Raw genomic sequence first — 24,932 nt, 5'->3', positions numbered from 1 at the left:
CGCCAGAGCCAGAATGCCATCCCCAAAAGCACCACGGCCTGCGCCGCTGCACAAGCCGCTGTTCATACGCTTGCCTTGCCGCCATGCTAAGCGGTCACGGTCGACCCCAGCAGTGTTTCAACATGCACGGGCAAATCCCGCACGCGTACGCCGGTGGCGTGATGCACGGCTGCGGTCACCGCCGCGGCAAAGCCGGCAAGACCGATCTCCCCGATACCGCGCGCGCCGAGTTCGTTCAGCGCGGTATCCGGATAATCGAGAAAGGTCACATCGATATCTGGCGTATCGGCATTACTGGCGACGATGTAGTCGGCAAGATTGCTGTTGATCGGCGCGCCACTGCGTTCGTCGTATTCGGTACGCTCGAACATCGCCATGCCCACGCCCATCATGATCGCGCCTTCGATCTGGTTCGCACCCGTCTTGGGATTGATGACCTTGCCACCATCGATCACGGTGACCACGCGCCGCACGCGGAGTCGCGCGATTTCCGGTTGCCAGCCCACTTCCACGAAGTGCGCCCCGTAAGAACGGATGGATACCTGTTTCGCGCCGGGGTCGCTGGCACTGGCGCCCGATTTGCCTTCGCCTCGCACGCCATCCAATTGTGCCGCGCGCAGCACCTGCGCGAAGGGCATGCCCGCCGCAGCCGGTTGCCCGCGCAGATGCACGCGCCCCTCGCCGAAGCCCAGATCGGCGGGCGTCTTGCCGGCAAACGGTGTCCCGGCGGCCTTGCCCGCTACCTGCAGCAACTGTCGCACCGCGTCGCGTGCCGCGAGCGAGACCGCTGGCACCAGCGATGCGGTTGCCATCGATCCACCCGATAACGGACCTGATGGCAACTGCGTATCACCGATGGCCACCACTACTTGGGATAGCGGAACCCCCGCCTGCTGCGCGGCCATCTGTGCGAGCACCGTGTAGGTACCGGTGCCGATGTCCTGCGTACCGCTGGACACGCGCAATGTGCCGTCGGCACGGAAGGCGACTGCCGCCTGCGCCGGCACGCGCATCGCCATCCATGAGCACGACGCCACACCCCAGCCTAGGATCTCGTCACCTGCCACGCCCGTGATCGGGTTGGGTGCGGCTGACCCGCGCATCGATCCGATGGCCGGATCGCGCTTCTCCCAGCCAAACTTATCCGCGCCGCGTTGCAGGCATTCCACCAGATGTCGCGACGAGAATGGCACGCCGAGACTTTCATCGTGGGTGGGCTCATTCTTGAGCCGCAACGCAACCGGGTCCATGTTCAGCGCCAGCGCGAGTTCATCCATTGCCGACTCGACGGCGAACAGGCCGGGCACCGCACCCGGCCCCCGCATCGACGTATCGGGCGCGATATCGCGCCGGGCGGTGGCACCGGTCACGCGCAGGTTCGGCGTGGAATAGAGATACGGCGTGGCTTCACCGCAGTTCTCGGTACGCTTGTCGAGCGCCGGAGCATGGCAGATATAGTCCTGCTGCAATGATGTCAAACGCCCATCCTGCGTTGCGCTAAGCCGCATCCGCTGCTGGGTGTTCGGCCGATGCCCGACCGTTTCGAACATCATCTTGCGACTGACAACGAGCTTGATCGGGCGGCGCAACTGGCGTGCGGCACCAGCGGCAAGGATCGTATGCGTCCATGGCCATAGCTTGCCGCCGAAACCACCGCCCAGGTACTCGGTGATGATGCGGATATGATCTTTCGGCACGCCAAGAATCTGCGCCATCACGCCCTGATGATTGACAATCGCCTGCGTCGACTCATACAGCGTGTAATGGCTGCCATCGAAGACCGCCACGCTGGCATGCAGTTCGATCGGGTTATGCGTTTCGATCGGCGTGGTATAGGTGGAGTCGATCTTCACGTCGGCGCGGTCGAATGCGCCGTCTACATCGCCGCGTTCGCTACCGACCTTCGGCTGCTCGTCGGGAGTCATCCGCATGGCGACGTTCGGCTGGCCTGCCGTTTGGTACGTGGCATGCACGGCCGACGCGGCGGCGCTGGCTTCTTCGAATGTATCGGCCACCACCAACGCGATGTATTGACCGTAGTAGCGGATGGTTGTGTCATCGAGCGGCGGTCGCGTTTCATCGATCTTGACACCGGTCTTCTTGTCGACGCGATGAAAGCCTCCGATGTTCTCGTGCGTCAGGATCGCGCGCACGCCGGGCATGGCCGCTGCCGCGCGCGTATCCAGCCCGGTCAATTCGCCCTTGGCAATCGTGGCGCTCACCGGCACGGCAATCAACATGCCTTCAAGGCGGCGGTCGGATGTGTAGTGCGCACGGCCTGTACACTTCAAGGGGCCGTCCACGCGCGTGATCGCGCTGCCCACGGCCATTGTCATGTCGCGATAGGAATCTCTCACTGTGTCGCTCCTTTCTCGGTTCATACGCTGGCTGCGCCGGCAACGCGGCCGCTGGCGATGTTCAGCGCGTGTATCAAGCAGCGACGCGCCATCTCGACTTTGAAACCGTTCTGCGATTGCGGCTGTGCATGCACCAGCACGGCATCGGCGGCCGCGGCGAATGTTGCGTCGCTTACCGGCGCATTGTTCAGCACCCGCTCCGCTTCCACCGCATGCCAGGGTTTTGTGCCCACACCGCCCATTGCCACGCGGGCGAAGCGGATCCGATCCCCATCCAATGCCACGATCGCGGCAGTGGACGCCAAGGCGAACTCATAGGACGCGCGATCACGCAGCTTCAGGTAAATCGATTTCGTACCTGTCAACGGCGGCGGCAGTACCACCGCCGTCACCAACTCCCCGGGTTGCAGCACCGTCTCCTGCGACGGTGTATCCCCAGGCAGAAGATGGAATTGATCCATCGGCACCTCGCGTTCACGTTGCGGCCCCCGGATCACGACCGTCGCACCCAACGCCACCAACGCGACGTTCATGTCCGAGGGGTTACTCGCGATGCATTGCGCACTGGTGCCAAGGATTGCCATCATCCGATTTGCGCCGTTGCGCGCGGCACAGCCGCTGCCGGGTACCCGCTTATTGCACGGCATTGTCGTATCTCGAAAATACATGCATCGGGTGCGTTGCAGCAGATTGCCGCCGGTGCTGGCCATATTGCGTAATTGCGCCGACGCGCCGGACAGCAGCGCCTGTGACAACACCGGATAGCTGCGCTGAACGATCGGATGATGGGCGAGCTCCGCATTGCGAACCATTGCGCCGATGACCAAGGCGCCGTCGGTGCGCTGCGTCACTTGGTTGAAGCGCGGGTCGGAGCTGCCCAGGCGATTCAGGTCGACCAGTTCATGCGGTTGCTCGACGTCGAGCTTCATCAGGTCGATCAGCGTGGTTCCGCCTGCAAGAAAACGGACGGTTGCGCCTTGCTGCGCGGTGGCGGACCGGGCGGCTGCATGGATGGCGGCCGTGGCGTCCGCGGGGCGGTTGAAGGAAAAGGTGCGCATTCTGGCACTCCTGGATAGATGACATGGTGCGGAGCGGAGCCCCGCCTTCCTGTCGGCGCGGCGTTGCGTGACGACGGGACGCGCAGCTGGTGAGGCCGTCTGCCGTTCAGGCCTTGCGCATGATGCGTACGGATTGCACGGCCGATACGATGTTCTTGTAGGCCCCGCAGCGGCACAGATTGCCGCTCATCGCTTCGCGCACCGCACCGTCACTGGCACCGCATGGCTCGTTTAGCAGGGCCGCGCCGGACATGATCTGTCCGGAGGTGCAATAGCCGCACTGGTAACCATCGTGATCCAGGAACGCCTGCTGCATCGGATGCAGGCGCCCCGGCTCGCCAAGGCCTTCGATTGTCGTAATCGTGTCGCCGTCATGCGCGACGGCAAGACTGAGGCAGGCGTTAACGCGTCGACCATTGACATGGATCGTGCATGCGCCGCATTGGCCGTGGTCGCAGCCTTTCTTGGTGCCGGTCAGCGATAGCGATTCGCGCACGCAATCGAGCAGCGTCGTGCGCGGGTCCAGCTTGAGCGCCGTGTCCTTGCCGTTCAGCGTGAAGCGCACGGGAACGGCATTGTCGCCTACCGGGGCCTCGGCTTGCGTGTGCGTGGCGATGTCGGGTTCGGATGGCAGCGGTGCATCGGCGTGCATGGTATCGGCGTGCGCCAGATGAGAGACGGCCACGCCGCTGACGCTGACCCATGTCATGAACGAGCGACGCGTCAATGTAGGTTGATGGTCGTCGCCGCTCGCCTCAGGAGGCGCGTCCGACAATGGCGCGTGCCTGTGCGTGTCGGCACCACCTTGTCGTGATTCCGCATGCGGTCCGAGCGGGGTGCGAGAGACAGCGGTGCCGGCGTGGTGTCGGCGAGTGATGTCGTTCGACATAGTCGTCCTGGAATGAAGTAGAGCGGAGAGAGGGGTACCTCGTGGGAGCCCTCATATCAGGCCCGAAGACAACATCGGGCCGTGTCGCCGTTCGCTGACGGCTTTCAAGGATGACAGGGAGCAAGTTCGATGCCTGAGAGGCGGGACGCGGGCGCGTCAAACCGTTGTATCTTAAAAAGAATAGCGATTTGTGCGATGACCGGCGGAGAAATATTGGCGGTAAGGACCGTGGCGCCGTGGCCTGGCACCGTGATGTGCGCTTGTTCGACGCCGCCCGTCAGTCAAGGATCGACTTGAACGTGTGGCGACAACCCGGAGGCAATGAACGACAACAGCGCGCGTGCTTCCGTCTTGTGGGGCGATCGGGTGGTGACCGCCGCCGCGTACCGAGTGAAATATTGCACGGTTCCGGGCAGATCACCGACATATTGCATATCGGGCGCGTCACGCAGCAAGCGTGCTTCTTCTATTGCCAGGTCCGCGCCGGAATGGGTTAAAGCATGTCTGATATCGTCAGGCGGAATCATCCTTGATCGCGATTTCATCTGGTCCGCAATGCCGAGCCGGTCGAACAACTTGACCACATTCGCGCCGCTGGGACCGCCCATCGCCGGATCTTCGAAAACAACCGTATGGGCAGACAGCAGTGCGTCGCGCAGTGCATTGACGTCGTGGATGTCGGGAATGGCATGTCCTTTTGGCACGGCCATGCCGATGCCGATCTTGGGTAGCATCGTGCGACTGTCCGCCGCGAGCAAGCCTTGCCCTGTCATCTGTGTCGTGTCGGCAGCGGAGGCAATGACAACGTCATAGGGCGTGGGCGAGCCTTTGCGTAAGCTCCCATTGTGCCGCGCCTTGCCCGCGCTTGCTGCCTGCGCGGTAACCTCAGCGCTACTCGCGGCAGCGCCCGTATTGGCAACCATCTGTTTCACGCCGTCGCTTTTCGGAGCGTCATGCGCATTGTCGCGCACATTGGCGGGGATATTCCCGGCAGTGGCGACGTGTACGGCAACCGGTATGCCGGTACGCGCAGTGAATGAGCGGACGATATCGTGCACCGAGTAGGCGAAAGCAGTCGGCACGATAACGCGTAGCCGTGGCGCGGCCTCGTCGGCGTGCGCGGACGACGTCAATATCGCGGCCGCCGCAGTCACGGCCGCTGCATACGTCCTGAAGGCGGCATGGCGCCTCGCCGGTCTTGTACGCCGATGTGTCGCAGTTCCGGTGGTCGTCAGATAGCGCATGGAATCCTTTCATTCATCGATCTTGTCATTGTGCCCGCCACGTACGGGAGCGTGTCGCGCGTCATTTCAGTGAACAGGTCAGCCAGCGGCGGATCATGATGGCGTCGTTCACATCGCCTTGCGGCGTTGGTGCGCCGAGCAGCACCATTGTGATCGGTCGGCCGTCCACGTCCAGTCGCATCATCATCGAATGGCCCGCTTCGTTGATGAAGCCGGTCTTTTGCAACGCCACGGGCCAATGATTCAAACGAACCAGTCGATTGGAGTTCACATACACAAGCTCGCCGTGTCCTGGATGAACGATGCTCCACTTGTCGGTGCTGAAGCGCCGCAGCAACGGATCCTCCATGGCATGGTCGACCAGCTTGGCGAGATCGACCGCGGTAGAGATATTACGCGGCGACAGGCCGGTGGGATTGTCGAAATGCGTATGGCGCATGCCGAGTGCGCGGGCCTTCGCATTCATTGCCTGCATGAAGGCGGGGCGTCCACCCGGATAGTCGCGGCTCAACGCGGCGGCCGCCCGGTTCTCCGAGGACATCAACGCAATATGGAACATATCGTTGCGTGACAAAGTCGATCCCACTTTTAGGCGCGAATGCGTGTGCTTGATGTCGTCCAGGTCGGCATTGGTCACGGTCAGTTTGCTCGACAGCGGCCGTTGCGCATCACGCGCCACCACCGCCGTCATCATCTTTGATAGCGACGCGATGGGCCGCACGCGCGTCGCGTTCTTCTCCAGCAGCACCTTCCCGGACCGCACGTCACGCACATAGATGGATGCAGTTTGCAGCCGATGGCGTGCGTGTGGGGTATAGCCGCAACGTGACAGAAGCGCCGGACCGGCGCCGGAGCGGTTATCGGCCGCGGTCATTTGAACCCGGCCGCGTGCTTCCGCGGTCGCGCCGAGCAGGGCCGCGGCGGCCGCCGCGGATTTCGAGACCTGCGGCGCCGCGGTGTCGGGCGAATGCCGGCGATGCGCCGCATGCTGGCGCGCGCGGCCGTGCTGCGCCGTTTTATGTTTCGTGGATGCGCGCGTACGAGCCGATCGTGCCGTTGCCGCACGCGATTGTGGAGACGTTGCGCGTGCGGCGCGGGAAGGGCGTGCTTTGGGAGACTGATGGTGATGCGGTCGCGGCGGACGCTTGACTTTCGTCGTTGGCCTCGAGATCGATCGTTTGACGCCGTGCCGTGCGCTGCCCGAATGGGTTTCGCGCGTCGACCGACGCGCGTTTTCAGGCGCGACCACGCGCGGCTTTGCCGGGCGAGGATGCGCGCGCGATGCGGTGCGGTGGTCCTGCGCAAACGTCATATGCGGCCAGACCATTGCGGCGATCGATAAACAGAGGGACAACGAGAGTAGTACGGCGGAGGGGGCGGCTAGGCCGGTCAATGAGAATACTCCTGGAGGTAGGCGCGTGGCGCCGTTGCTTGGCGTGATCGCGCTGCCACGATATGAGCAGGTAAAAAAGGAGATTCTACGCTGGGTTTTTTAGGTGCTTTCTCAAATGCCAAATAGGCGGGGCAAACGCGCGGTGGCTCGCAACCGAGGGTGTTGCTTATTCGCGTTTTAAACAACTGGCCAATACGTAGCGACGCCTTTTAAACGAAAGCCTTCGGGTACACTCGTGTCATTGGTCGAGGAGCGGATAAGCCCGGCTGTATTGGCAGAAGCGGACATATCCGCTTCCGTGAAATGAGAAGCGGGGGCAGGATGGAGACCTTACATCGTCAGGTAATCAGGCGTCTTGGTGAACGCATTTGTTCCGGGGATATGCCCCCCGGGAGCTTGTTGCCGCCGGAACCGCTTTTGGCGCAGCAATACGACGTCAGCCGCATCACCATCCGCGAGGCTGTCAAGGCCCTGACAGCGAAAGGCATGCTGGTGGTGCGCCGCAAGTCGGGCACCCTGGTGCTGCCTCGTTCCGAGTGGCAATTGTTCGATCCGGACGTCATGCGCTGGCGTGCGGCAACCGGCGCGATCGATGCCGCGTTGGTTGCGGACCTGCTCGAACTGCGTCGTCTGATCGAGCCGGCCGCCGCCCGAATGGCCGCCATCCGTGCAACGGACGCGGATCGTATCGCCTTGCGTGTTGCCTACGACGCGATGGCGCGCGCGGTGGAAAGCGATGTCGACAACTATGTGCCTGCTGATGTCGCCTTCCATGGGGTCGTGCTGAAAGCGTGCGGCAATCAGTTTGTCCAGCAGATGCAGAACGCCATGTCGGCCATTCTCCAGGCGAGTTTCGATATCGGCATGAAGGTACCTGGTGCGGCTGCCCGCTCACTGCCCATGCATCAGGACCTCTGCATCGCCATCGAGGCGAAGGACCCCGATGCGGCGGCCAAGGCAGCCTTGACTGTCTTGCGTCAAGCCGAGCTGGATCTTGAATCGCACTTCGGGTTGCTCAGCGCGGGTTCTGCGGAAACCGCGGATACGGAGGCAGGCGCCGTTTCGTGATCCCGGATCGACGTCGGGGCTTTTTGACAGACCTGGCAAAAGGGCCCCACAGTATCCATTGCGCGGTCCTGGCACCGGATCGGCGCGCAATGCGTGATGCGGAAAATATCTTCTCCTTCGACAGCCACCGCCTTTTGTCCGGGGAACACGGCTGCTGAGGCAATCGTGTTGATTTGCCATGGCACATGAAATAAGGGAATGTGCCGAAAGATCAGGCAAAGCAAATGACGCTACGTGTCGTGTGTGCGTCGGATACATTTCATAACAAATCGGTTGCTCCGCCGCATTTGTCTTTCAAATCAAATTCCTATTGCATTTATCGATGGCAACGCCGTAAGTAGGGGCGGGATGTTTTTCGGGTGCCGTGCCTATGATGTACACAGACGTTCGGAGTGGATTGGCCAAAGGACGTTTTCAACGCGCGATCCGCATCCTCCAAAGATTCCAAGAATCAGGGAAGCCCGCATGACTACCCGTATCCTGTCGATCTTCGGGACGCGACCGGAGGCCATCAAAATGGCGCCGCTCGTCCATCGCCTCAGGCAAGAGCCGGACATCGAGTCCATCGTGTGTGTCACCGGCCAGCATCGCGCGATGCTGGACCAAGTGCTGTCTATTTTTGAGATAACGCCGACCATCGACCTCTCCGTCATGACGACGGATCAGTCCTTGAACGCACTGGCAGGCACGATGTTAGCGGCATTGGACGATGTGCTGGTCCGATACCGTCCTGATCGTGTATTGGTGCATGGGGATACCACCACCGCCACAACAGCCGCAATGGCGGCTTTTCACAGACAGATTCCCGTGGCGCACGTGGAAGCTGGACTACGTACCGGTAATCTCGCCTCGCCGTGGCCGGAGGAGATGAATCGGCGCGTCGTGGATGTGATCAGCGACCTGATGTTCGCACCTACGCCATCTGCTCGGGACAAGTTGGAGGCGGAGTCCCTGAATGGCCGGATCGTCGTGACAGGCAATACGGTAATCGACGCATTGCGGATGATCGGAAAAAAGTTGGAATCCGATACCGCACTGCGCGCGCGTCTCGACGCCGCGCTCCCGGCGCTTGATCCGTCACTGCCGGTTGTATTGGTCACCGGCCATCGCCGTGAAAACTTCGGCGACGGGTTCGACCAGATTTGCGGTGCGCTGCATGATCTTGCGCAGACCCGGCGTATTCAAATCGTCTACCCGGTGCATCTGAATCCGAATGTGCAGGAGCCTGTGCGGGCCATGCTTTCGGATGCACCGAATGTGCATCTGATCGCACCGCTCGACTATCTGGCCTTCGTACGATTGATGCAGCGCGCCGCGCTGATCCTGACGGATTCCGGCGGCATCCAGGAAGAGGCGCCGTCGTTGGGCAAGCCGGTACTGGTGATGCGCGACGTGACCGAACGTCCGGAGGCCGTTGATGCCGGCATCGTGCGGCTAGTAGGCACGAACCGCAAGGCCATTCGCAACGGTGTGTTGTCCTGCCTGGAACGCATGGCGATGGCGGACCCTGATGCGACGAGCGCATCATTCGACATCAACCCGTACGGGGATGGTCACGCCTGTGAACGGATCGCCGCGGTGCTGGCCGGACGTGATGTGCGGGAGTTCGTCCCGGTGCCAATGACGGCGCAGAGCAACGTCGCGCCGCTGTTTCGCGCTATCGCGTAAGCATGGTCCTCAAGAATTGCATGCCGGTCACGAAGAGCGGTTTGCCTTTCGTCGTATGGCAACGTCCGTTGCGTCGTGCCGGATCAAATCGCCCGTGCCGCCCTTGCGTTTTTGAGATGAGGCAAGTGTCGGCATGATCCAGAGCCACGCTGATAGTGGGCGTTAGCCTCGTTGCCTAACCTTTTGCCAATGAAGGAGTCTCCTTGAAAGCTGTTTTCCTGTCTTCGCAAGCACGTTCGGTCTTCAGAAACGCGATTGGCGTGACATTGGTATCGGCGCTGTGCGCGGAGGGTGTGGTCATGGCCGCGCCAAGCCATGCACATGAAGGGAACAGGAAGTCGGTACAGGCACGAAGTGCATCGGCACCGACCGCGCTCCCGGCGTCGACGATCGGTTCGGCGAGCAATCCATCAGGGGCGCCATCGCCGTTGTCGGCGATAGCGGCGGCCGACATGCGGCCAAGCCCGCCGGTCGGTGGCAATGGCAGTGTGGCCGATGCCTTCGCCGGGGTCGGTCAATCCCTCGTCAGTCGCTCCATCGCACTGCGGCAACTCGGCGTGCCGGACACGGACCCGCTGGACACCACTAGCAGCGTGCGCGAATACTATTTCCCCGTACCGGAAGGCGTGCCATTGGGCAAGCCGACGTTGCAGTTCGACGGCAGCTATCTGCGTGGCGACGGTGGCCGGACCACGTTGGTGCTGTCGTTGGATGGTTCCCCGGTATCGTCCCGCGGGATCACCGCGTCGGATGGCGATGCCGGGCAGCTATTGGGTGTCAGCGGTGCCGCGCGTGATCGTGGCTTTTTGCGTTTAGGGGTGCGCTGGTGGACGATCCTAGATGTCGACCGCTGCGTGAACCAGCCGTTCCGCGGCAACATCCTGCGCGTGGATACGAACACGCGCCTGAACTACACCTACGACACCAACGCGATCCGCGACCTCCGTGGCGCATGGAGCGCGCTGCCGCGTGAGCCGTCGGTTGTCGTGGGAGCGAGCCACGTATCGTCGGGTGCGTTTGACGCTGCCTGGCGTATCGGCACATTGCTGGAGCAGGACGGCAACGCACCACGGTTCCACGCGTTTCCCAAGACCGGGGACACCATTAATCTGTCAAACGTGACGGTTCCGGCCGCGTTGCGTGCGATCCCGGCGTTTGCGGCCTTGAACGGAAGCGGCAACCATACGCTGGCAAACGACGCCGAAGCCGCGGCGTTGCTGGTCGTTGGTTCTGCTCGGGCGTTTCCCGCGGACTTCGTCGTCATGGACGACGCGTTGCGTACGCAGATCAACCGTGAATCCGATGCACTGCGCTTGCAGGTTGGCGTGGCCGGTCCGCAGGCGACGGCCGCTTATGACGCGTGGCGTAGCCGGGCGTTGGGCGGTTTGACGGCGCCGCTGGATCCGGGGCAGGCGCGGGTCGCGCATGTGGCGGGCCAGGCGATCATCGTGCTGGCGGACCGTAAGGCGGTGGATACGTTCTCATCGATCTGGCGTCCGATCAATGTATCGAACAATCTGATCGTGCACGACGCGGTGAATCCCATCGTCGGTCGGAGCGACCGTATCTCACTGGCGGCGCTCGGCGCGCAACCTCAAGCGGTAAGCGTTCAACGCGTGACCGATTGGTCGGCGTTGTTCGATCTCGGGGCCGTCAGTTCGAAGGGGCGAGCGCCAAAGCAAGTCGTCCTCGACCTTGCCGGCACGCCGGATAGTGAAAACACCCCGGTGGTCGCATCGGTCTTCATGAACGACACGCTGATTGGCGCGAAGCTGTTGACGATGGATGGTCGCGAGCAACGCCTGAGCGTGGACATCCCGCAATACACCTTGCGGGCGCGTAGCCAACTGCGCATTCACTTCGAGCGCGAATCGAACACAGGCTGCCGTAACTCAGAGGGCGGGCCGGTTGCCATCCTGCCGACGAGCCACCTGCAACTGGGTACCGCCACGCCAACCGCGGACTTCACCGGCATGGCAGCGCGCTTTGCCGATGGGGTCGACGTGATCGTCCCGCAGGCCTATCTCGATAGCGCACCGGACAGCCTCGCGCGCGTGAGCCGCTTGGCAACGGTATCCATGGTCTCGCCACACCACGCCACGTTGACCGTCGTACCCGCGGGTCAAAAGGCGCGCCTCTCCGGCACCTTCCTGGCAGTGGATGCGCCGATGGATGATCTGACCGACTCGCCGCTGGCGCTGTCGAACGACCGGATGAAGATCACCGCACCGGACAACCGCGTCATATGGGACGCGAATGGGATGGGTCGACGTGATGGTGCGGATGCCGGTGTCGGGATGGTCGATGTTGAACATGCTGGGGATTACTACGGGATTGTTTATCGTCACGCCGGTCCGGGAGACGTGCGTATCGCCAATAACCTAGATATCGGTCCTGGCAATGTCGCGATCTTTGATCATACCGGCCTGCTGAAGGGGCTGGACACGAATAACCTGGATGGCATCAATGCCAGCGGGCTGGCCAAGGCCGCCGCATGGGCCCGTCTGCGCTTGAGCTGGGTCATCCCGCTGGCCTTGCTCGTCGCGTTCCTGATCGTCCTGCTCGTGGCGGCGGTGGCACGTGGTCGGGCCAGCCGGCGCCGTGAGCTGGCGGCACACAATCGAGGCTTGGCGTTCGACGATGTTGCCGAGCCGCGCAACGGCAATGGAAATGGCAACGGCAACGGCGCGCGGGACAAGCATGCCGCGTCGGGAAGCGCTGGCAATGCGTCGGCCCGTCCCACGGACCGCAAGCCGTAAGCGGGGGCAGCGATGACAGGTCTCGATAGCGGCCGGGTGGGCCGCGTACTGGACGGACCCGCGTATGTCCCTCTATAGCGCCTATTACGTCGCGGAGTACTACAAGGTCCTTGCGTACTGCGCGTCCGTTCTCGCCACCCTGATTCTGTTTTCCAGCATCGACGATGCGTTCATCGATGCCTGGTTCTGGATCAGGGAGCTGTATCGTTCGCTGACGATCAAGCGGACCTATCGTCCGCTGACGGTCGCGCAACTGCGAGGGCGCGATGAGCAACTGATCGCGATCATGGTGCCCGCGTGGCACGAACACGATGTGATCGGTGCGATGATCGAGGATGCGGTGCGCGTGCTCGAATATCGCAACTACGTTATTTTTGTCGGTACCTATCGAAACGATCCCAGGACGATTGCCGAGGTCGAGCGGATGCGCCGCCGCTACAAGCAATTGCGGCATGTGGAAGTGCCGCACGACGGGCCGACCTGCAAGGCCGATTGCCTGAACTGGGTGGTGCAGGCGGTGGTGCGGTACGAGCAGCATCATGGAACGCAGTTCGCCGGCATGGTCATGCATGACAGTGAAGACGTCTTGCACCCGCTGGAACTGAAGTTTTTCAATTACCTGCTGCCGCGCAAGGACATGATCCAGTTGCCGGTCGTGTCACTGGAGCGGAATTGGTACGAACTGGTTGCCGGTACGTATATGGACGAGTTCGCCGAATGGCACGGCAAGGATCTGGTCGTTCGGGAGAGCATCACCGGCACGGTGCCGTCTGCCGGCACCGGCACGTGTTTTTCGCGGCGCGCGATGCAGGCCTTGATTGATGCAACGGATCGCCAGCCCTTCAATCCGGACAGCCTCACTGAAGATTACGATGTCGGCACGCGTCTGGGGCGCATGGGCATGAGCGCGATTTTTGTGCGTTTCCCGGTGCAGTTCCGCACGATGCGCACCCGCCTGTTCGGGCTGTTGCCGTCAAAGGAGATCACGCTGACGATGCCGCTGTGCGTGCGCGAGTTTTTCCCCGACAACCTGCGCGCCGCGTATCGGCAAAAGGCGCGTTGGGTAATGGGGATCGGACTGCAGAACTGGCAGCAGACCGGCTGGACCGGCTCGTTCACGCAGCGCTATTTGCTGTTTCGCGACCGCAAGAGCATCGTCACGGCGTTCATCGGCATCCTTGCCTATGTGGTCGCCTTGCAATACCTGGTGTTGATCATTCTCGCCGGCATCGGCTTTGACTGGCTGCCGATTCCGTCGCCGGTCATCGAGGCGGCGTGGTTGCGCGTCGTGCTTGTCATCAATGCCGTGATGGTGATCCTGCGGGTCACGCAGCGCGCGTATTTCGTATCGCGCCTCTATGGGTGGGAGCAGGCACTGATCGCCATACCGCGAAGCGTGGTCAGTAACTTCGTCAACTTCCTCGCCGTCACACGCGCGTGGCGGTTGTTCGGCTATCACTTGCTCACCGGTAAGCGCCTTGTCTGGGACAAGACGATGCACGACTTCCCTTCAACCGATGGGCTTGCCGCCGGCCGGCATCTGCGGCTGGGGGAATTGCTGGTGTCGTGGCAGGCCATTGCGCCGGCGCAATTGGAAGAAGCCTTGAAAGACGACTTTGCGCGGCAGGTACCGTTGGGCCGCGTCTTGATGACGCGCGGATGGCTCGACGAGGAAACGCTTGCCGAGGCCATTGCGTTCCAGGGTGACCTCGAACGCGTCCACTTCGATCTTGCCAAGGTCGAGGCCAGCAAGGACCGACTGCCGTTGGACGTGGCGACGCTGCACAGCGTGCTGATTCATGGCGAGGATGCCTTGGGACATACGATCATCCTGAGCGCGAGCGTGCTGCCGGATGACGTCATGCTGGAACTCGCGACGGCGATGGGCTATGAGGATACACATCACGTGGTGCAGCACGTGGCCAGCGAAAGCGAGATCAATACCGGTGTACGAATGTTGCGTGGTGCTGACCGGGACGAAGTCGTCAAGCAGACGCGCGTGCCGCTGCTGGGCGATCTGATGATCGAGTTCGGCTACGTGACACGCGAGCGCTTTTTCGAAGTGCTCTCGCGCTATCAGCCGGAGCGTCATGGGCGCATCGGTGATTTCATGGTGGCGCAGGGTGTCATCACGCAGGAGGGGTTGCAGGCGGCCATCGCGGCACAGGCGCGGGCACGAGAAGTCACCGCCGCGCAGCCGGCGCCAGTCTGGGCGGTGCCGCACTCTCCCTCGGACATGAGCGAGCCGCTTACCGGCGCGTCATCGGGGGCCGTGTGAAGCCGGCGCGCCGTGCGGCATTGCGTACCATGGGCCGTCGGGGTGCCTTCGCCTGGCTGATGGCTCGCGGCGGGGTGGGGAAAATATTCACGGGCGCACCGCTCGGGATTTCAGCAGCGTCGGCCATCGCGGCCTCCAGCGCGACACCGATACTGAGCGGCTGCCAGGGACCTGGCTTGGCGCAGGGCGTGGTCTGGCAGCTCGACAATGCGCATATCGATCCGGCCGGACGATGGGATGCATTAGGCGTGACAGATCTGATGGTGCAATGGAGCGCGGTGGACGGCGTCTGCTTCGTGCCCGCGGAAGGTCATACGGTGCCCGAGGGATGCCAGGCCGCGCCGCGTTTTCCCGAATGGCGACGGATCGCGACAATGCCCTGGGCGCGGCGCGTGTTGATGGGGCTGGCCGGCCTATCGAGCGAGCCGCGTGCACGAGCGGAAGTGTCGACACTGGCGGCGCAGTCGCGCCAGCTGGCGGCGCTGATCCAGCAACAGCAACGCGGTAACGGTGGCATGCCGTTGGCGATCGACGGGTGGTATTTCCCGGTTGAAGTCGACCCTACCTGGAAGCAGGTTTCGGCGATGCGTGGATTGCTGGCGTCGCTGCCCCGCCCTCTATGGATCAGCGTCTACGATCAATCGAATATCGGAGGCGCCGCACTGGCGCGCTGGCTTGCCTCCTGGCTGCCCGACGATATCGGCGTGCTGTTTCAGGACGGGGTAGGCGTCTATGCTCGCGAGGCGCGCGTCGCGCGTGGATATGCCGATGCGCTTGTCGGTCACTTTGGCGAGAGCCGTGTACGGATCATTGCCGAAGCGTTCCGTCCTTTACCTGCATCGCCCACTGTAGACCCGCATGGCGCCGCATCGGCATCGGCCGTGACCGCGGCCGGTGCGTCCTCGGCGGCTGGCACGGCGTCGCCCTCGGCCCCACCGGCACCGCTATTCCGTGCGGCGACGGCCGAGGAACTGAAGCCGCAATTACTCGCCTATCAAGGCTATCGCGTCTATCTGTTCGACGGACCTCATTATGTTTCCAATCAGCTCGTCGAGCGGCTGCTGCAATGACTGAGCGACGACGCACATTCTCCAAGAGGGCGGCGGATCGGATCGCGCCAACGTCGGCGCAAGTTACCGGGTGCGTCCCTCGCGCGACGACGCGACGCAACGGGATCACGCCGCTCAGGTTGGCCATGTCGTCGCTCATGTCCGTGACATCGGTCTTGAAGACGGTGTCACGCGTCGTACCGCTTTTGCTTGGCGGGGCCATGCCGTTCGCGCACGCTGACGCGGTATTGCCGTTACCGCTCAGCGGTCCGGCATACGCGGTGGCGCAGGAGGCGCAGCGCGACTACAACGCCCGCCGCTATGACGAAAGCGCCACGCAAGCGCGCGAAGCCATCCGACAGCGTCCGGATGTCATCGATCTGCGCCTGCTGCTTGCGAATGCGCTGGCGGCCGGGGGGCATCAACGCGAGGCAATTCACGTCATCGACGACGCACGCAGGGACTTCGGCGACCAACGGGTATTGCTTGCTCGCCGTCAGCAAATCCTGATCGCCGGACGGCCCTACACGCCAACGCCCGCGTTTCTTGCCGCGCAGGAAGGGTATCGCGCGTATGCGCGGCAAGACTATCCGGCGGCCGAGGCGGCGGCGAGCCGTTCATTGGACCTTGATCCCCGTTCAATGGCGGTGCGGTTGTTGCTGGTCGATACGCTGGCCGCGCAACACAAGGATGCCGAAGCTTATGCGGCGATCCAGGCCGCGCTCGAAATGGACGCATCAGGTGGGTCCGACATCGCTGATACATCGAGCGCCCCCTTCACCGCCGCGGCGCGGGCCGGCCACGATCGTGCGGACGCTGCCGCTATTTCTCGTGCCGATGCGGAGCGCGACCTCAACGACCGACGCGCGGTGGTGGGTGCCCGGCTGGCCATTCCGGATGCGACGGCCGCGGCACTGGCGCTGAAGAACGGCGATGACGTCCAGGCCGTCAAGCACGCGAAGGCCGCGACACTGTTCGCGCCGAATGATCCGACGTATCGCGAATTGCTGATCGCGGCGCTGTTCGCGGACCGGCAACCACAAGCGGCCGACACCGAGGCGACCGCCGCAATCGCGCTGCACGGCACAACTGGTGCGAGCGACAGTGATCCCTCCGGGGCGATATTTTACGTGTGGCGTGCGTTTGCGCGGGCGCAGCAGAACAAGCCCGGCGAAGCGATTGCCGATGCGCAGTCGGCGTTGCAGCAACTGGCCGTGCGCGATGCGCCATCGCTCGCCCCGACTGATTCGGATGACAATCTGGCATTGGCGCGCCGCACTCGCGCCGTCAATGCACGTCTCAGCATTGCCGATCTCGCCTTATATCTCGGAAATGCCGGGGTGGCGGAGGTTGCCTTGCAGCCATTGCACGATGCACTCGGACAATCCGATGGCGAGGCGCATCCCGCGCCAACCGATATCAACGCGGTTGCCGTGGCGCAGCGGTGGCGCGAAGCGCAGGCTTTGGCAACTGGCAAAGCGCCGACGCTCGCACGACTGTACCCGCGGATACCGGCGACAACATCAGACACCGACGCTGGCGGCGCCGCACCCCTTCTTGTCTCATCCTCCGCGCTACGTGCCGTTACCATTCCGGAGCCGTGGTCGGGCACTGGCGCCGCATCGACGCAAACGGTGGCCCGCGGTCGGCCGGCCCCCCCTATCCTTGAATGTACGTTGAGCACATACGGTCCTGCCTGCATGACCTATCCCTACGATCCCGCCTATGCCGCGTATCAAGCAGGTGCACGCGCTTTCGATCGACGTGACAACACCGCCGCGGTACTGGCGGCACGGGAAGCCGTTCGTATCGCGCCGGACGACGCCACGCACGTGTTATTGCTGATCGATGCCTTGAACGCCGATGGCCGGCAATCGGAAGCGCGTCGGGTCGCAACGAACGCAGTGAACCAGGGCCTCCTCGATCTGGTACCGGATCTGCAAGGCGCCTACCTGGCTAGCGCCGCCAACCGCCCCAAGCTGGCGGCACAACGCTTCCAGCGCGCCGATGCCAACGGGGATTTGCCGCCCACCGGTTATCTCGATGCTGGCTATGCGACGCTTCAGGCCGGAGACGCACCGGTGGCAAGCAGCTATTTCAAGCGGGCAATCGATGCGGACCAGGCGGGTACGATTGCCCTTCCCCCACCGACGCTGCTCGACACGCGGCGTACCGAAAGCGAGATCGATCGCCGTGGTGGCCTTACCGTGTCCACGAGCTACCGACCGGGCGTGGCCGCCGGCTTGGAAAACAATCCGAGCGCCAGCACCGCGAACAAATCGCTGCAGACTTCGGTGGAAGGATATTGGCGGCCTTGGGGTTATATGAGCGGCCATACCGTCGAAGTCTACGCGCGCGCCAGCGGCACATGGTGGGACGATCGATCCGGCTTTGCCTCGGCGTCGAACAGTGGCGCGCGCGATGCCGGGGTTGCAAGCCTGAGCGGTGCGGTGGGGGTGCGCGGGCGCCCGTTTGCCACGCAAAACGCGGTATTGGCTGTGGAGCGGGAAATACCACTCGGCCGCAACGCCGTGTCGGACTGGCTTGCGCGTGCGGCGTATTCGAACGGCTTTGGCACGGCTATCCGCTACGACGTGCCAAGCTGGTGGACTGGGACCTTCTACGGCGAAGTGGGGCGATATTTACAGGCCGGCAAGAACTACTGGACCACCGAGGCCGACCTCGGCCGCACGTATCGCATTGACGCGATCAAGCCGGAAGCGACCATCTTCCCGTATGCGGTGGTTGGCGGTGATTACAATCAATTGACCAATAACGGCTACGGCGTTGGGGTGGGCGCAGGCCTTACCATGCGGTGGCAATTCCGGCAGGATCGGTATCACGCGCCGCGATCGTATTGGCAAGCGAGCGTCCAGTACCGTTTCCGCATCGCTGGCGATGACCGTGCGAAAGGCGTATTTATCAACCTGACGTATGGGTACTGACGAATCCAGACGCGCGCGCCAAGCTTGCTCAGCGAGCAAGCTTGGCGTGGCAAGACGCACGGGCAGGTGCCGATGGCCTGCTCAGCCAGCGGCACCCGGCTTGACTTCAATGAGTTTGACCAGCGCGTGCAGCGTGCGATTCACCGGGGTATCGATGCCGTGCATCATGCCTTTGCGAACGATCAGCCCGTTCAGATGATCGATCTCGGTCAGCTTTCCGCGCGTCAGATCCTGCGCGGTGGAGGAGCGTTGACCGGGCATCGTCGCCGCGGTCCGCGCGATATCGGCATGGATATCACGGGTGATGGCAATGCCTTCGGCATTGGCGACGGCCAGGCATTCACCGACGACGGCCCGCAGCGTTTCCGGAATGCCCTCGCCACGGGACAGGGGGCCATAGGGCAACTGCGTGATGGCCGACAACGCGTTGTAAGCGCAGTTGATCATCAGCTTGATCCAGAGGGCCTCTCTCACATCAGGCGACACTTCCGTCGGCACGCCGGCCGCGACCAATGCGCTGGCCACGGCGTCACTGGCGGGCGATGGCTCGATGACGAGTTCACCGCGACCGTGGTGTATCACATGGCCATCACCACCCATCGCCGACGCGACGTACACGACCGCGGCGGCTACCGAAACGCTGGCCGCACCTTTCGCGCCATCGCGTGCCAACTGATCCGGGTCCAGTAGGGCCGCGCGCAGGGTATCCACGTTCTCCACGCCATTCTGCAGCGACAGCACCAACGCGCCGGTTTTCAGGAACGGTTTCATGTCGCGTGCCGTGGCCGGTGTATCCATCGACTTCACGCAAAACAGCACCAGATCCGCCTCCGCCACGGCGGATGTCTCGGTGCTGGCGCGCATGGGAATGTGCATGTCGAACGTCGCCGTTTGAAAACGTAGCCCGTGGGCGTTGATCGCGTCCACGTGCCTCGGCCGTCCGATCAACACCACGTCGTGACCCGCGCGGGCCAACAGGCCGCCGTAATAGCAGCCGACCGCGCCGGCGCCCATGACTGCCACTTTCATGATCGAGAGCTCGCAAGAAAAATTGGAGGGAAACGTTCATTGGCGACGATATCACTATTCCCCCTGCACGGCTTTGGAGGTACGATCAAGGCCGCGCGGAACACTGCCGCACAAGTGTTGCATCCTGACCGCGCGATGCTCCCATGACGCACGGATCGGGCACAATAAGCAAGCCGTCGACAAGGCGATATGGAACACGCGTTTGATTTCGCTCAGGACGGTGGAAAAATTTCGAGATAGCTGTCACGCAACCGTCAGATATGTAAAAGACATTTGCCACGGCTTCTTATTTAGCAGGTCGTACCGATGAATTTTCTCTTGATGCTGTCTTCCCGCACGCACCGCCTTATCACCGCGCCGCCATATCCCGGCATGGCGGGCTTTGCAGTGGCCTGCGCGCTTATGTTTGGCGCGGGGGTCCCGGCGCATGCCGATCTGGGGGGCGCACCCCGCTTACCGGCATCGGCGACGCTGTCAAGCGCGGCGGTGCAGTCGTTCCAGGCGCGCACCGGCACGACGGCACTGGCTGCAACGACTAGCGGCGCGGCATCCGCGTCCACTTACTCGGTAAGGGAGTCGACACAAGCTGACGGTACGGTCGAACGTGAATACCTGAATGTTGATGGAACGGTGTTCGCCGTTGCGTTTTCCGGGCCGTTCATACCTGATTTGCAATCCATTCTTGGCAGTGGCGCGTTTACGCAATACGCGGACGCACGAGAGGCCGCCAAGACCGCCGATACCGAAAATGGCATTCGGCGTGGGCGCAGCGCGCCCGTCAACGTGCAAACAAGCAATGTGGTGGTTCAGATCACAGGCCATCCCGGCGCATTCAATGGGCGGGCCTGGGTGCCCGCGCTCGTGCCGTCCGGCTTGGATACGGCCAACATCAAATAAATACGCGTGCGTGTGTGCGCGTTTTCCCGTGCCTGGCGTACCGCTGTTCAACCGTATCGAATCATGCGATTTCTGTCTTTTCTTACCGTAATTCGCCCGCGCCCTGTCGTGATAACCGGCTGGCTTGCCGGACTAATTGCCGTTGGCATGCTAGCCGGGTGTGGTGGTGGTGGCGGTTCGAGTAGCAGTAGCAACAGCGCGACGTCCGCTGCTGCAACCAGCACGATTGCCGCGGCGGATACCAATGTTTCGACCATCACGGTTCAACAGGGGCCGAACGCTAATCTGGCCAATGCGCCGTTTGTGACAGTGACCGTCTGTGCACCGGGTTCGAGTACCTGCGACACCATCAATAATGTGATCGTGGACACCGGGTCGGTCGGATTGCGGGTTTTGGCGTCGGCCGTTCCCAACTCGCTGAACACGCTTACGCGGATACAGTTGAGTTCATCCAGCCAGTATCTTGCCGTTTGTGGCCAGTTTCTCAGTGGTTACACGTGGGGCACCGGCCGGCTCGCGGACATCAAGATGAGCGGGCAGTCGGCCTCGAGTGTACCGATCCAGGTTATCGCCGACTCCGCGGTGGGGAGCGCCCCCAGTCAGTGTTCGAACGGCAGCGCCACGTCGTATTCGACGGCAGCCACGCTCGGAGCCAATGGCATACTGGGTGTGGAGGGGCTGATTCAGGATTGCGGCGCAACGTGCGTCAGCACGGCAACGTCGGCATGGTATTGGGGATGCTCGTCGACGACAGCATGCAGCAGTCCGTCGCAAACAACGGTACCGCTCGCGCAGCAGATCACCAATCCCGTATCCAAATTCGCCACCGACAACAATGGTGTGATTATTGAATTGCCGGTCATCGCCAGCACGGGGGCCGCCACCGCAACCGGGGCACTCGTCTTTGGTATCGGGACGCGCACCAATAATGCGCTGGGTAGCGCCACGGTCGTTCAGACCGACAGTGCTTTCAATTTCAAGTCGACCTATAACGGCACGACAAATACAGGCGCGTTTGTCGACACGGGTTCGAACTTCCTGTATTTGGACGACTCGTCCATCGCCACCTGTACCAGCGGTAGCTATAGCGGATTTTTCTGTCCGTCCAGCACCGTCAGTCGGAGCGTGACGTTCTCGTCGAACGTCTCGGGGGCGACCAGTACATACAGTACAACGTTCAATATCGCGAACGCCCAGACGCTTTTTAGCAGCAACAATTATTACGCGTACAACGACATCGGGGTCCAGCAAACCAACCAGATGGACTTCGGCTTGCCGTTCTTTTATGGCAAGAACGTCTTCGTGAAGATGGAAACCGCGGCGAATCTGCGAGACGGCTATCTCGCGTTCATCTCGAATGTGAATTGACGGCCAGTTCCGGCGTTCCAAACCGCCGATTCGCCAGCGAGGGCAAGCTGGCACGCGCCTGGGCAATACGCTCCGGCAGCAACTCGGCGAACAGCAGCGTTGGCGTATCCGCGGCGCGGGCGATGCAGACGCCGAGCGGATCGACGACCATGCTGGCGCCGATATTGCGCGGCCCACATTCGCCACAGGCCACCATATAGCAGGTATTTTCCAATGCCCGGGCGGTGCATAGCACTTCCCAGTGCCATTCCTTCATCGGTCCTTTTATCCACGCCGACGGCAACACCAGGGCATCGGCGCCATCGATGGCCAGGCGCCGCGCAAGTTCAGGAAAGCGCACATCGTAGCAGGTCATCATGCCGATTTTCATGCCGTGAACGTCGAGCAAGGGCGGCACCGCATCACCCGGCGCGATGCGCTTCGATTCCTGCATATTGAATGCGTCATACAAATGGATCTTGCGATATTCGGCGATCAACTTGCCGTCACGCAAGGCAACCTGTGTGTTGTAAGCCTTGCCGCCGTCCTGGGTGTTGTCGCCCAGAACCGGCTCCGGCATTGTGAACACGATGGTCATGCCGGGGGCGTTGGCGCTGGCATGGCTTAGCGCGGTAACGAACGGTCCGTCCAATGGCTGGGCACTTCGGCGGGCCAGATCGGCATCAGTGGGATCGAGCGCAAGCGCCATCTCCGGCAACACGAGCAAGTGCGCACCGGCGAGATGTGCTTGCGCGATCGATGCCGAGGCGCGTTCCGTATTGACCGCCGGATCCTTGTCGACGACGTACTGACCGATGGCTGCTTTCATGGAGGACGCTCCTGGCGTACGCCGCGCGTGCCGGCTAACCGGATGAAACGGCCGGGTAGCTGCGCGGATGACGGTAGTGAGAAGCCCTATTGTCGCCTATGTGCTGGCCGAACGTTCACTCTAGAACAGCGGGTGAGGGAACGGCGCATCCACGTCGTTTTCCAGAGAAGGCGTTGTTTCCAATGCCGACACCGTGTTGCCACCCGGCGCATGGCCGTCGTTGCCCATATGGGTGTAGTCGCCGTCGTAGAGTCTCCGTTCCTGCGTTTCCCAGAAACTTGACTCCGGGATGGCGCGCCGCTTTTCCTTGACGACCTCAAAATGAACATGGCCGTTCATACCGGTTTTTTCGAGCAGTTGGAAATACGCGCGTGCGTTATCGAGGCATTTCCAAAAGGCCGCCACCTGGCTTGCAATCTCTTGGCCCGAGAGTGAAGTGATGGAGATGTCGTGACGAACGATGACGTTCGAGCCCTCGGTCAGCTCGACGACCAGTGGTGCAAATTTTTCAAGTCCGTCATGGAAAGATGGCCAATCAGCGGACTGTATTCCGTGTATCAGGCATCGGCACGCTTTTGCGTAAACGGTAACGGTTTCGTCGTTTCCCGGGCCGGAACGCAGTCGGGTGACTGCAACTTCGGTATGATCCGCATGCCAAAAGCTGAGAGTGTCTTCACGGTCGAATCGCTTCACGTCCATCGTCGATTGACGCATGGACGAAAAGGGGCGCGTATCACGCTCTCGCGACTCGCTCATCAGGAAAATCACGAAAGATCGAAAGCCGCCCTCGGACAGCGGACGGACCGTCTTGGAAAACATATCGCTCACCAAGGCGCGACGCCTGCCGACAAACGCGGTAACGGTTGATTCGCAGTTAGCGGTAAAGGCGGTGCGTTCAGGCCTCGTGAGTTTGTAGGGCGGGAGTTGCTGTTTTACCATCAGTTGCGGAATTTGATGCAGCATCGCTTCCGCTTGCTTGATGTTTTCTTTCAATAATGCGATGCGTTGGCGAAATAGTTCCGGCTTGATCTCGCTGAGAATGGTGCTTTGGTAGACCACGATTTCATGGCCATTGGCTTCGCTATCCTGGTCGCCGAAAACGCAAGCATCTGGCGGAGGGACGGCGATCGCCATTGTGCAATGCGCCAGATGGAGCTTGAAGTCATGTATTTTTGGCGACAGGACAACGAATGACGCAAGGCCGCCGTCGACATGTCCGAGTTTCACCGCGATGACGACCCAAGTGGATGCGTCAGGAAATACGGTGTTTTTATATAAATTTCCCGACTTTCTTTATCCCAGTACGAATAGTCGCCGTTGTCGCGGCGTACGAGAGCGTGTGCGGGAGTGGTATCCCAGAAGCGCTTTTCATCCCATATGCCGGGGAATTGTTGTGTGAGCTCATTCACATTCATGGAAAGTCGTTCCGTAAGCCGCGCTATTAAACCGATCAATTCTGGATATTGCGGTCAACCGCCCCCGGTCTGAATCGTTGTGCCGAGAAGGCGTTCAATATGACGAAGCAATGGACATATTTGCCCGAAGCAGTCAGCTGATATACGGAAGAGGAGGAGAGCGACACTGCAGTGAACGAGTGGGGCAGTGTCGTCGATGGAATCAGCGAAGCAGGCGGTGACGATGCACGCCGAGAGGAGAAATTAGATGCTGCCGCGCTTTGCGATCGATTCCAGAACTTGTTTATGCAGCCAGACGTTCATTGCGGCGCTGTCCGCTTTATCACCGGAGTACTTCAATTCGTCCGCCATCTTTGTCCGCGCATCCAAGCTGCTATCCATGCCGACCAGCTTCATCAAGTCGACAATCGAATGTTCCCAGTCAAGCTTTTCCGGATGTTTGCTTGCGCGCTCACGCAGAAGCACCATCGGGTCGGTCTCGGCGCTCGGTGCCTCGCCGGACGGGGCAGGATTACGGGATGCATCCGGGCCTTTTGCATGCGCAGTGCCGAACAACTTCGATGTGAGGGTATCAAATAGTCCCATTTGGCTTTTCTCCGATAGGATGCCACCGAAAGGGTGGTCTTGGCGGAAGCCTATCGGGAAATAATGGGGGGCGCGGGTGCTGCTTCGTTTGTTGCGTGTGGGAATCGTAATGCATAAGCGGC

The 24,932-nt window shown here is 61.8% G+C and carries 18 protein-coding genes; 8 read left to right on the top strand and 10 right to left on the bottom strand.

Annotation, left to right across the window (positions count from 1 at the left end; translation table 11 throughout):
* Window positions 1-86: 86 nt before the first annotated feature.
* The 5 genes from WM40_RS05685 to WM40_RS05665 form a co-directional block, all read right to left on the bottom strand.
* Entirely contained in the window at window positions 87-2,357 is a 2,271-nt protein-coding gene (locus WM40_RS05685; protein ID WP_313905218.1) for a xanthine dehydrogenase family protein molybdopterin-binding subunit, read from the bottom strand.
* Between the two features lie 20 nt (window positions 2,358-2,377).
* Window positions 2,378-3,415 carry an FAD binding domain-containing protein gene (locus WM40_RS05680; protein WP_046152390.1) on the bottom strand — a complete coding sequence of 346 codons (1,038 nt, stop codon included), beginning with the start codon at window positions 3,413-3,415 and terminating at the stop codon, window positions 2,378-2,380.
* Window positions 3,416-3,521: 106 nt separating this feature from the next.
* Window positions 3,522-4,124, bottom strand: a complete 603-nt coding sequence (locus tag WM40_RS05675; RefSeq protein ID WP_081765190.1) for a (2Fe-2S)-binding protein — start codon at window positions 4,122-4,124, stop codon at window positions 3,522-3,524.
* A gap of 461 nt (window positions 4,125-4,585) precedes the next feature.
* Window positions 4,586-5,458: a substrate-binding domain-containing protein gene (locus WM40_RS05670; RefSeq protein ID WP_157685726.1), complete on the bottom strand. Its 873-nt coding sequence runs from the start codon at window positions 5,456-5,458 to the stop codon at window positions 4,586-4,588.
* Window positions 5,459-5,609: 151 nt separating this feature from the next.
* Window positions 5,610-6,941 (bottom strand): serine hydrolase, encoded by a 1,332-nt coding sequence (locus tag WM40_RS05665; RefSeq protein WP_236693402.1) that lies wholly within the window; start codon window positions 6,939-6,941, stop codon window positions 5,610-5,612.
* A 321-nt stretch (window positions 6,942-7,262) separates the two neighbouring features.
* Between WM40_RS05665 and WM40_RS05660 the strand changes: the two genes are divergently transcribed.
* From WM40_RS05660 to WM40_RS05630, 6 genes are all read left to right on the top strand, one after another.
* On the top strand, window positions 7,263-8,009 hold the full coding sequence (locus tag WM40_RS05660) for a FadR/GntR family transcriptional regulator (protein ID WP_024905700.1): 747 nt from the start codon (window positions 7,263-7,265) through the stop codon (window positions 8,007-8,009).
* Between the two features lie 465 nt (window positions 8,010-8,474).
* Window positions 8,475-9,677, top strand: coding sequence for a non-hydrolyzing UDP-N-acetylglucosamine 2-epimerase (wecB, locus tag WM40_RS05655; RefSeq protein WP_046152388.1), 1,203 nt, complete (start codon window positions 8,475-8,477; stop codon window positions 9,675-9,677).
* A 203-nt stretch (window positions 9,678-9,880) separates the two neighbouring features.
* Window positions 9,881-12,436, top strand: a complete 2,556-nt coding sequence (locus tag WM40_RS05645; RefSeq protein WP_157685725.1) for a cellulose biosynthesis cyclic di-GMP-binding regulatory protein BcsB — start codon at window positions 9,881-9,883, stop codon at window positions 12,434-12,436.
* Between the two features lie 64 nt (window positions 12,437-12,500).
* The gene (locus WM40_RS05640) at window positions 12,501-14,714 is read left to right on the top strand and encodes a glycosyl transferase family protein (RefSeq protein ID WP_082102449.1); all 2,214 of its coding nucleotides are present in this window, start codon (window positions 12,501-12,503) and stop codon (window positions 14,712-14,714) included.
* A complete protein-coding gene (locus tag WM40_RS05635) occupies window positions 14,711-15,784 on the top strand; it encodes an alpha-amylase family protein (protein ID WP_082102448.1) in 1,074 nt (357 codons plus the stop codon). The genes WM40_RS05640 and WM40_RS05635 overlap by 4 nt, the downstream gene beginning before the upstream one ends.
* A gap of 125 nt (window positions 15,785-15,909) precedes the next feature.
* Window positions 15,910-18,708, top strand: coding sequence for an NfrA family protein (locus WM40_RS05630; RefSeq protein WP_236693401.1), 2,799 nt, complete (start codon window positions 15,910-15,912; stop codon window positions 18,706-18,708).
* An 81-nt stretch (window positions 18,709-18,789) separates the two neighbouring features.
* Here WM40_RS05630 and WM40_RS05625 read toward each other — a convergent pair whose 3' ends face one another.
* Window positions 18,790-19,737: a ketopantoate reductase family protein gene (locus WM40_RS05625; RefSeq protein WP_046152385.1), complete on the bottom strand. Its 948-nt coding sequence runs from the start codon at window positions 19,735-19,737 to the stop codon at window positions 18,790-18,792.
* 306 nt (window positions 19,738-20,043) lie between these two features.
* Here WM40_RS05625 and WM40_RS05620 point away from each other — a divergent pair, with 306 nt between their 5' ends.
* Window positions 20,044-20,634 carry a DUF2844 domain-containing protein gene (locus WM40_RS05620; RefSeq protein ID WP_052738184.1) on the top strand — a complete coding sequence of 197 codons (591 nt, stop codon included), beginning with the start codon at window positions 20,044-20,046 and terminating at the stop codon, window positions 20,632-20,634.
* A 63-nt stretch (window positions 20,635-20,697) separates the two neighbouring features.
* Window positions 20,698-22,002, top strand: coding sequence for a DUF3443 family protein (locus tag WM40_RS05615; RefSeq protein WP_046152384.1), 1,305 nt, complete (start codon window positions 20,698-20,700; stop codon window positions 22,000-22,002).
* Here WM40_RS05615 and WM40_RS05610 read toward each other — a convergent pair.
* From WM40_RS05610 to WM40_RS05600, 4 genes are all read right to left on the bottom strand, one after another.
* The gene (locus WM40_RS05610) at window positions 21,983-22,810 is read right to left on the bottom strand and encodes a deaminated glutathione amidase (RefSeq protein WP_046152383.1); all 828 of its coding nucleotides are present in this window, start codon (window positions 22,808-22,810) and stop codon (window positions 21,983-21,985) included. The two genes, WM40_RS05615 and WM40_RS05610, sit on opposite strands and share 20 nt — an antisense overlap.
* A gap of 120 nt (window positions 22,811-22,930) precedes the next feature.
* Window positions 22,931-23,944 (bottom strand): hypothetical protein, encoded by a 1,014-nt coding sequence (locus tag WM40_RS05605; RefSeq protein WP_157685724.1) that lies wholly within the window; start codon window positions 23,942-23,944, stop codon window positions 22,931-22,933.
* Window positions 23,945-24,033: 89 nt separating this feature from the next.
* Window positions 24,034-24,225 carry a hypothetical protein gene (locus WM40_RS31205; protein WP_236693400.1) on the bottom strand — a complete coding sequence of 64 codons (192 nt, stop codon included), beginning with the start codon at window positions 24,223-24,225 and terminating at the stop codon, window positions 24,034-24,036.
* A 243-nt stretch (window positions 24,226-24,468) separates the two neighbouring features.
* Complete coding sequence (locus WM40_RS05600) at window positions 24,469-24,810, bottom strand: DUF3597 domain-containing protein (RefSeq protein ID WP_024905688.1); 342 nt, start codon at window positions 24,808-24,810, stop codon at window positions 24,469-24,471.
* Window positions 24,811-24,932 lie beyond the last annotated feature (122 nt).

The organism is Robbsia andropogonis (assembly GCF_000970345.1).
GTDB lineage: Bacteria > Pseudomonadota > Gammaproteobacteria > Burkholderiales > Burkholderiaceae > Robbsia > Robbsia andropogonis.
The sequence above is the reverse complement of the archived record's forward strand: the minus strand, read 5'-3'. Positions and strand labels throughout refer to the sequence as shown.

Excerpts from the sequence above, each read along its gene's own strand:
- WM40_RS31205 (WP_236693400.1), bottom strand. The coding sequence starts at position 24,225 with ATGAATGTGAATGAGCTCACACAACAATTCCCCGGCATATGGGATGAA.
- WM40_RS05615 (WP_046152384.1), top strand. The coding sequence starts at position 20,698 with ATGCGATTTCTGTCTTTTCTTACCGTAATTCGCCCGCGCCCTGTCGTG.
- WM40_RS05640 (WP_082102449.1), top strand. The coding sequence starts at position 12,501 with ATGTCCCTCTATAGCGCCTATTACGTCGCGGAGTACTACAAGGTCCTT.
- WM40_RS05680 (WP_046152390.1), bottom strand. The coding sequence starts at position 3,415 with ATGCGCACCTTTTCCTTCAACCGCCCCGCGGACGCCACGGCCGCCATC.
- WM40_RS05660 (WP_024905700.1), top strand. The coding sequence starts at position 7,263 with ATGGAGACCTTACATCGTCAGGTAATCAGGCGTCTTGGTGAACGCATT.
- WM40_RS05625 (WP_046152385.1), bottom strand. The coding sequence starts at position 19,737 with ATGAAAGTGGCAGTCATGGGCGCCGGCGCGGTCGGCTGCTATTACGGC.
- WM40_RS05610 (WP_046152383.1), bottom strand. The coding sequence starts at position 22,810 with ATGAAAGCAGCCATCGGTCAGTACGTCGTCGACAAGGATCCGGCGGTC.
- WM40_RS05620 (WP_052738184.1), top strand. The coding sequence starts at position 20,044 with ATGAATTTTCTCTTGATGCTGTCTTCCCGCACGCACCGCCTTATCACC.
- WM40_RS05630 (WP_236693401.1), top strand. The coding sequence starts at position 15,910 with ATGTCGTCGCTCATGTCCGTGACATCGGTCTTGAAGACGGTGTCACGC.
- WM40_RS05605 (WP_157685724.1), bottom strand. The coding sequence starts at position 23,944 with ATGGCGATCGCCGTCCCTCCGCCAGATGCTTGCGTTTTCGGCGACCAG.
- wecB (WP_046152388.1), top strand. The coding sequence starts at position 8,475 with ATGACTACCCGTATCCTGTCGATCTTCGGGACGCGACCGGAGGCCATC.
- WM40_RS05600 (WP_024905688.1), bottom strand. The coding sequence starts at position 24,810 with ATGGGACTATTTGATACCCTCACATCGAAGTTGTTCGGCACTGCGCAT.
- WM40_RS05675 (WP_081765190.1), bottom strand. The coding sequence starts at position 4,124 with ATGACATGGGTCAGCGTCAGCGGCGTGGCCGTCTCTCATCTGGCGCAC.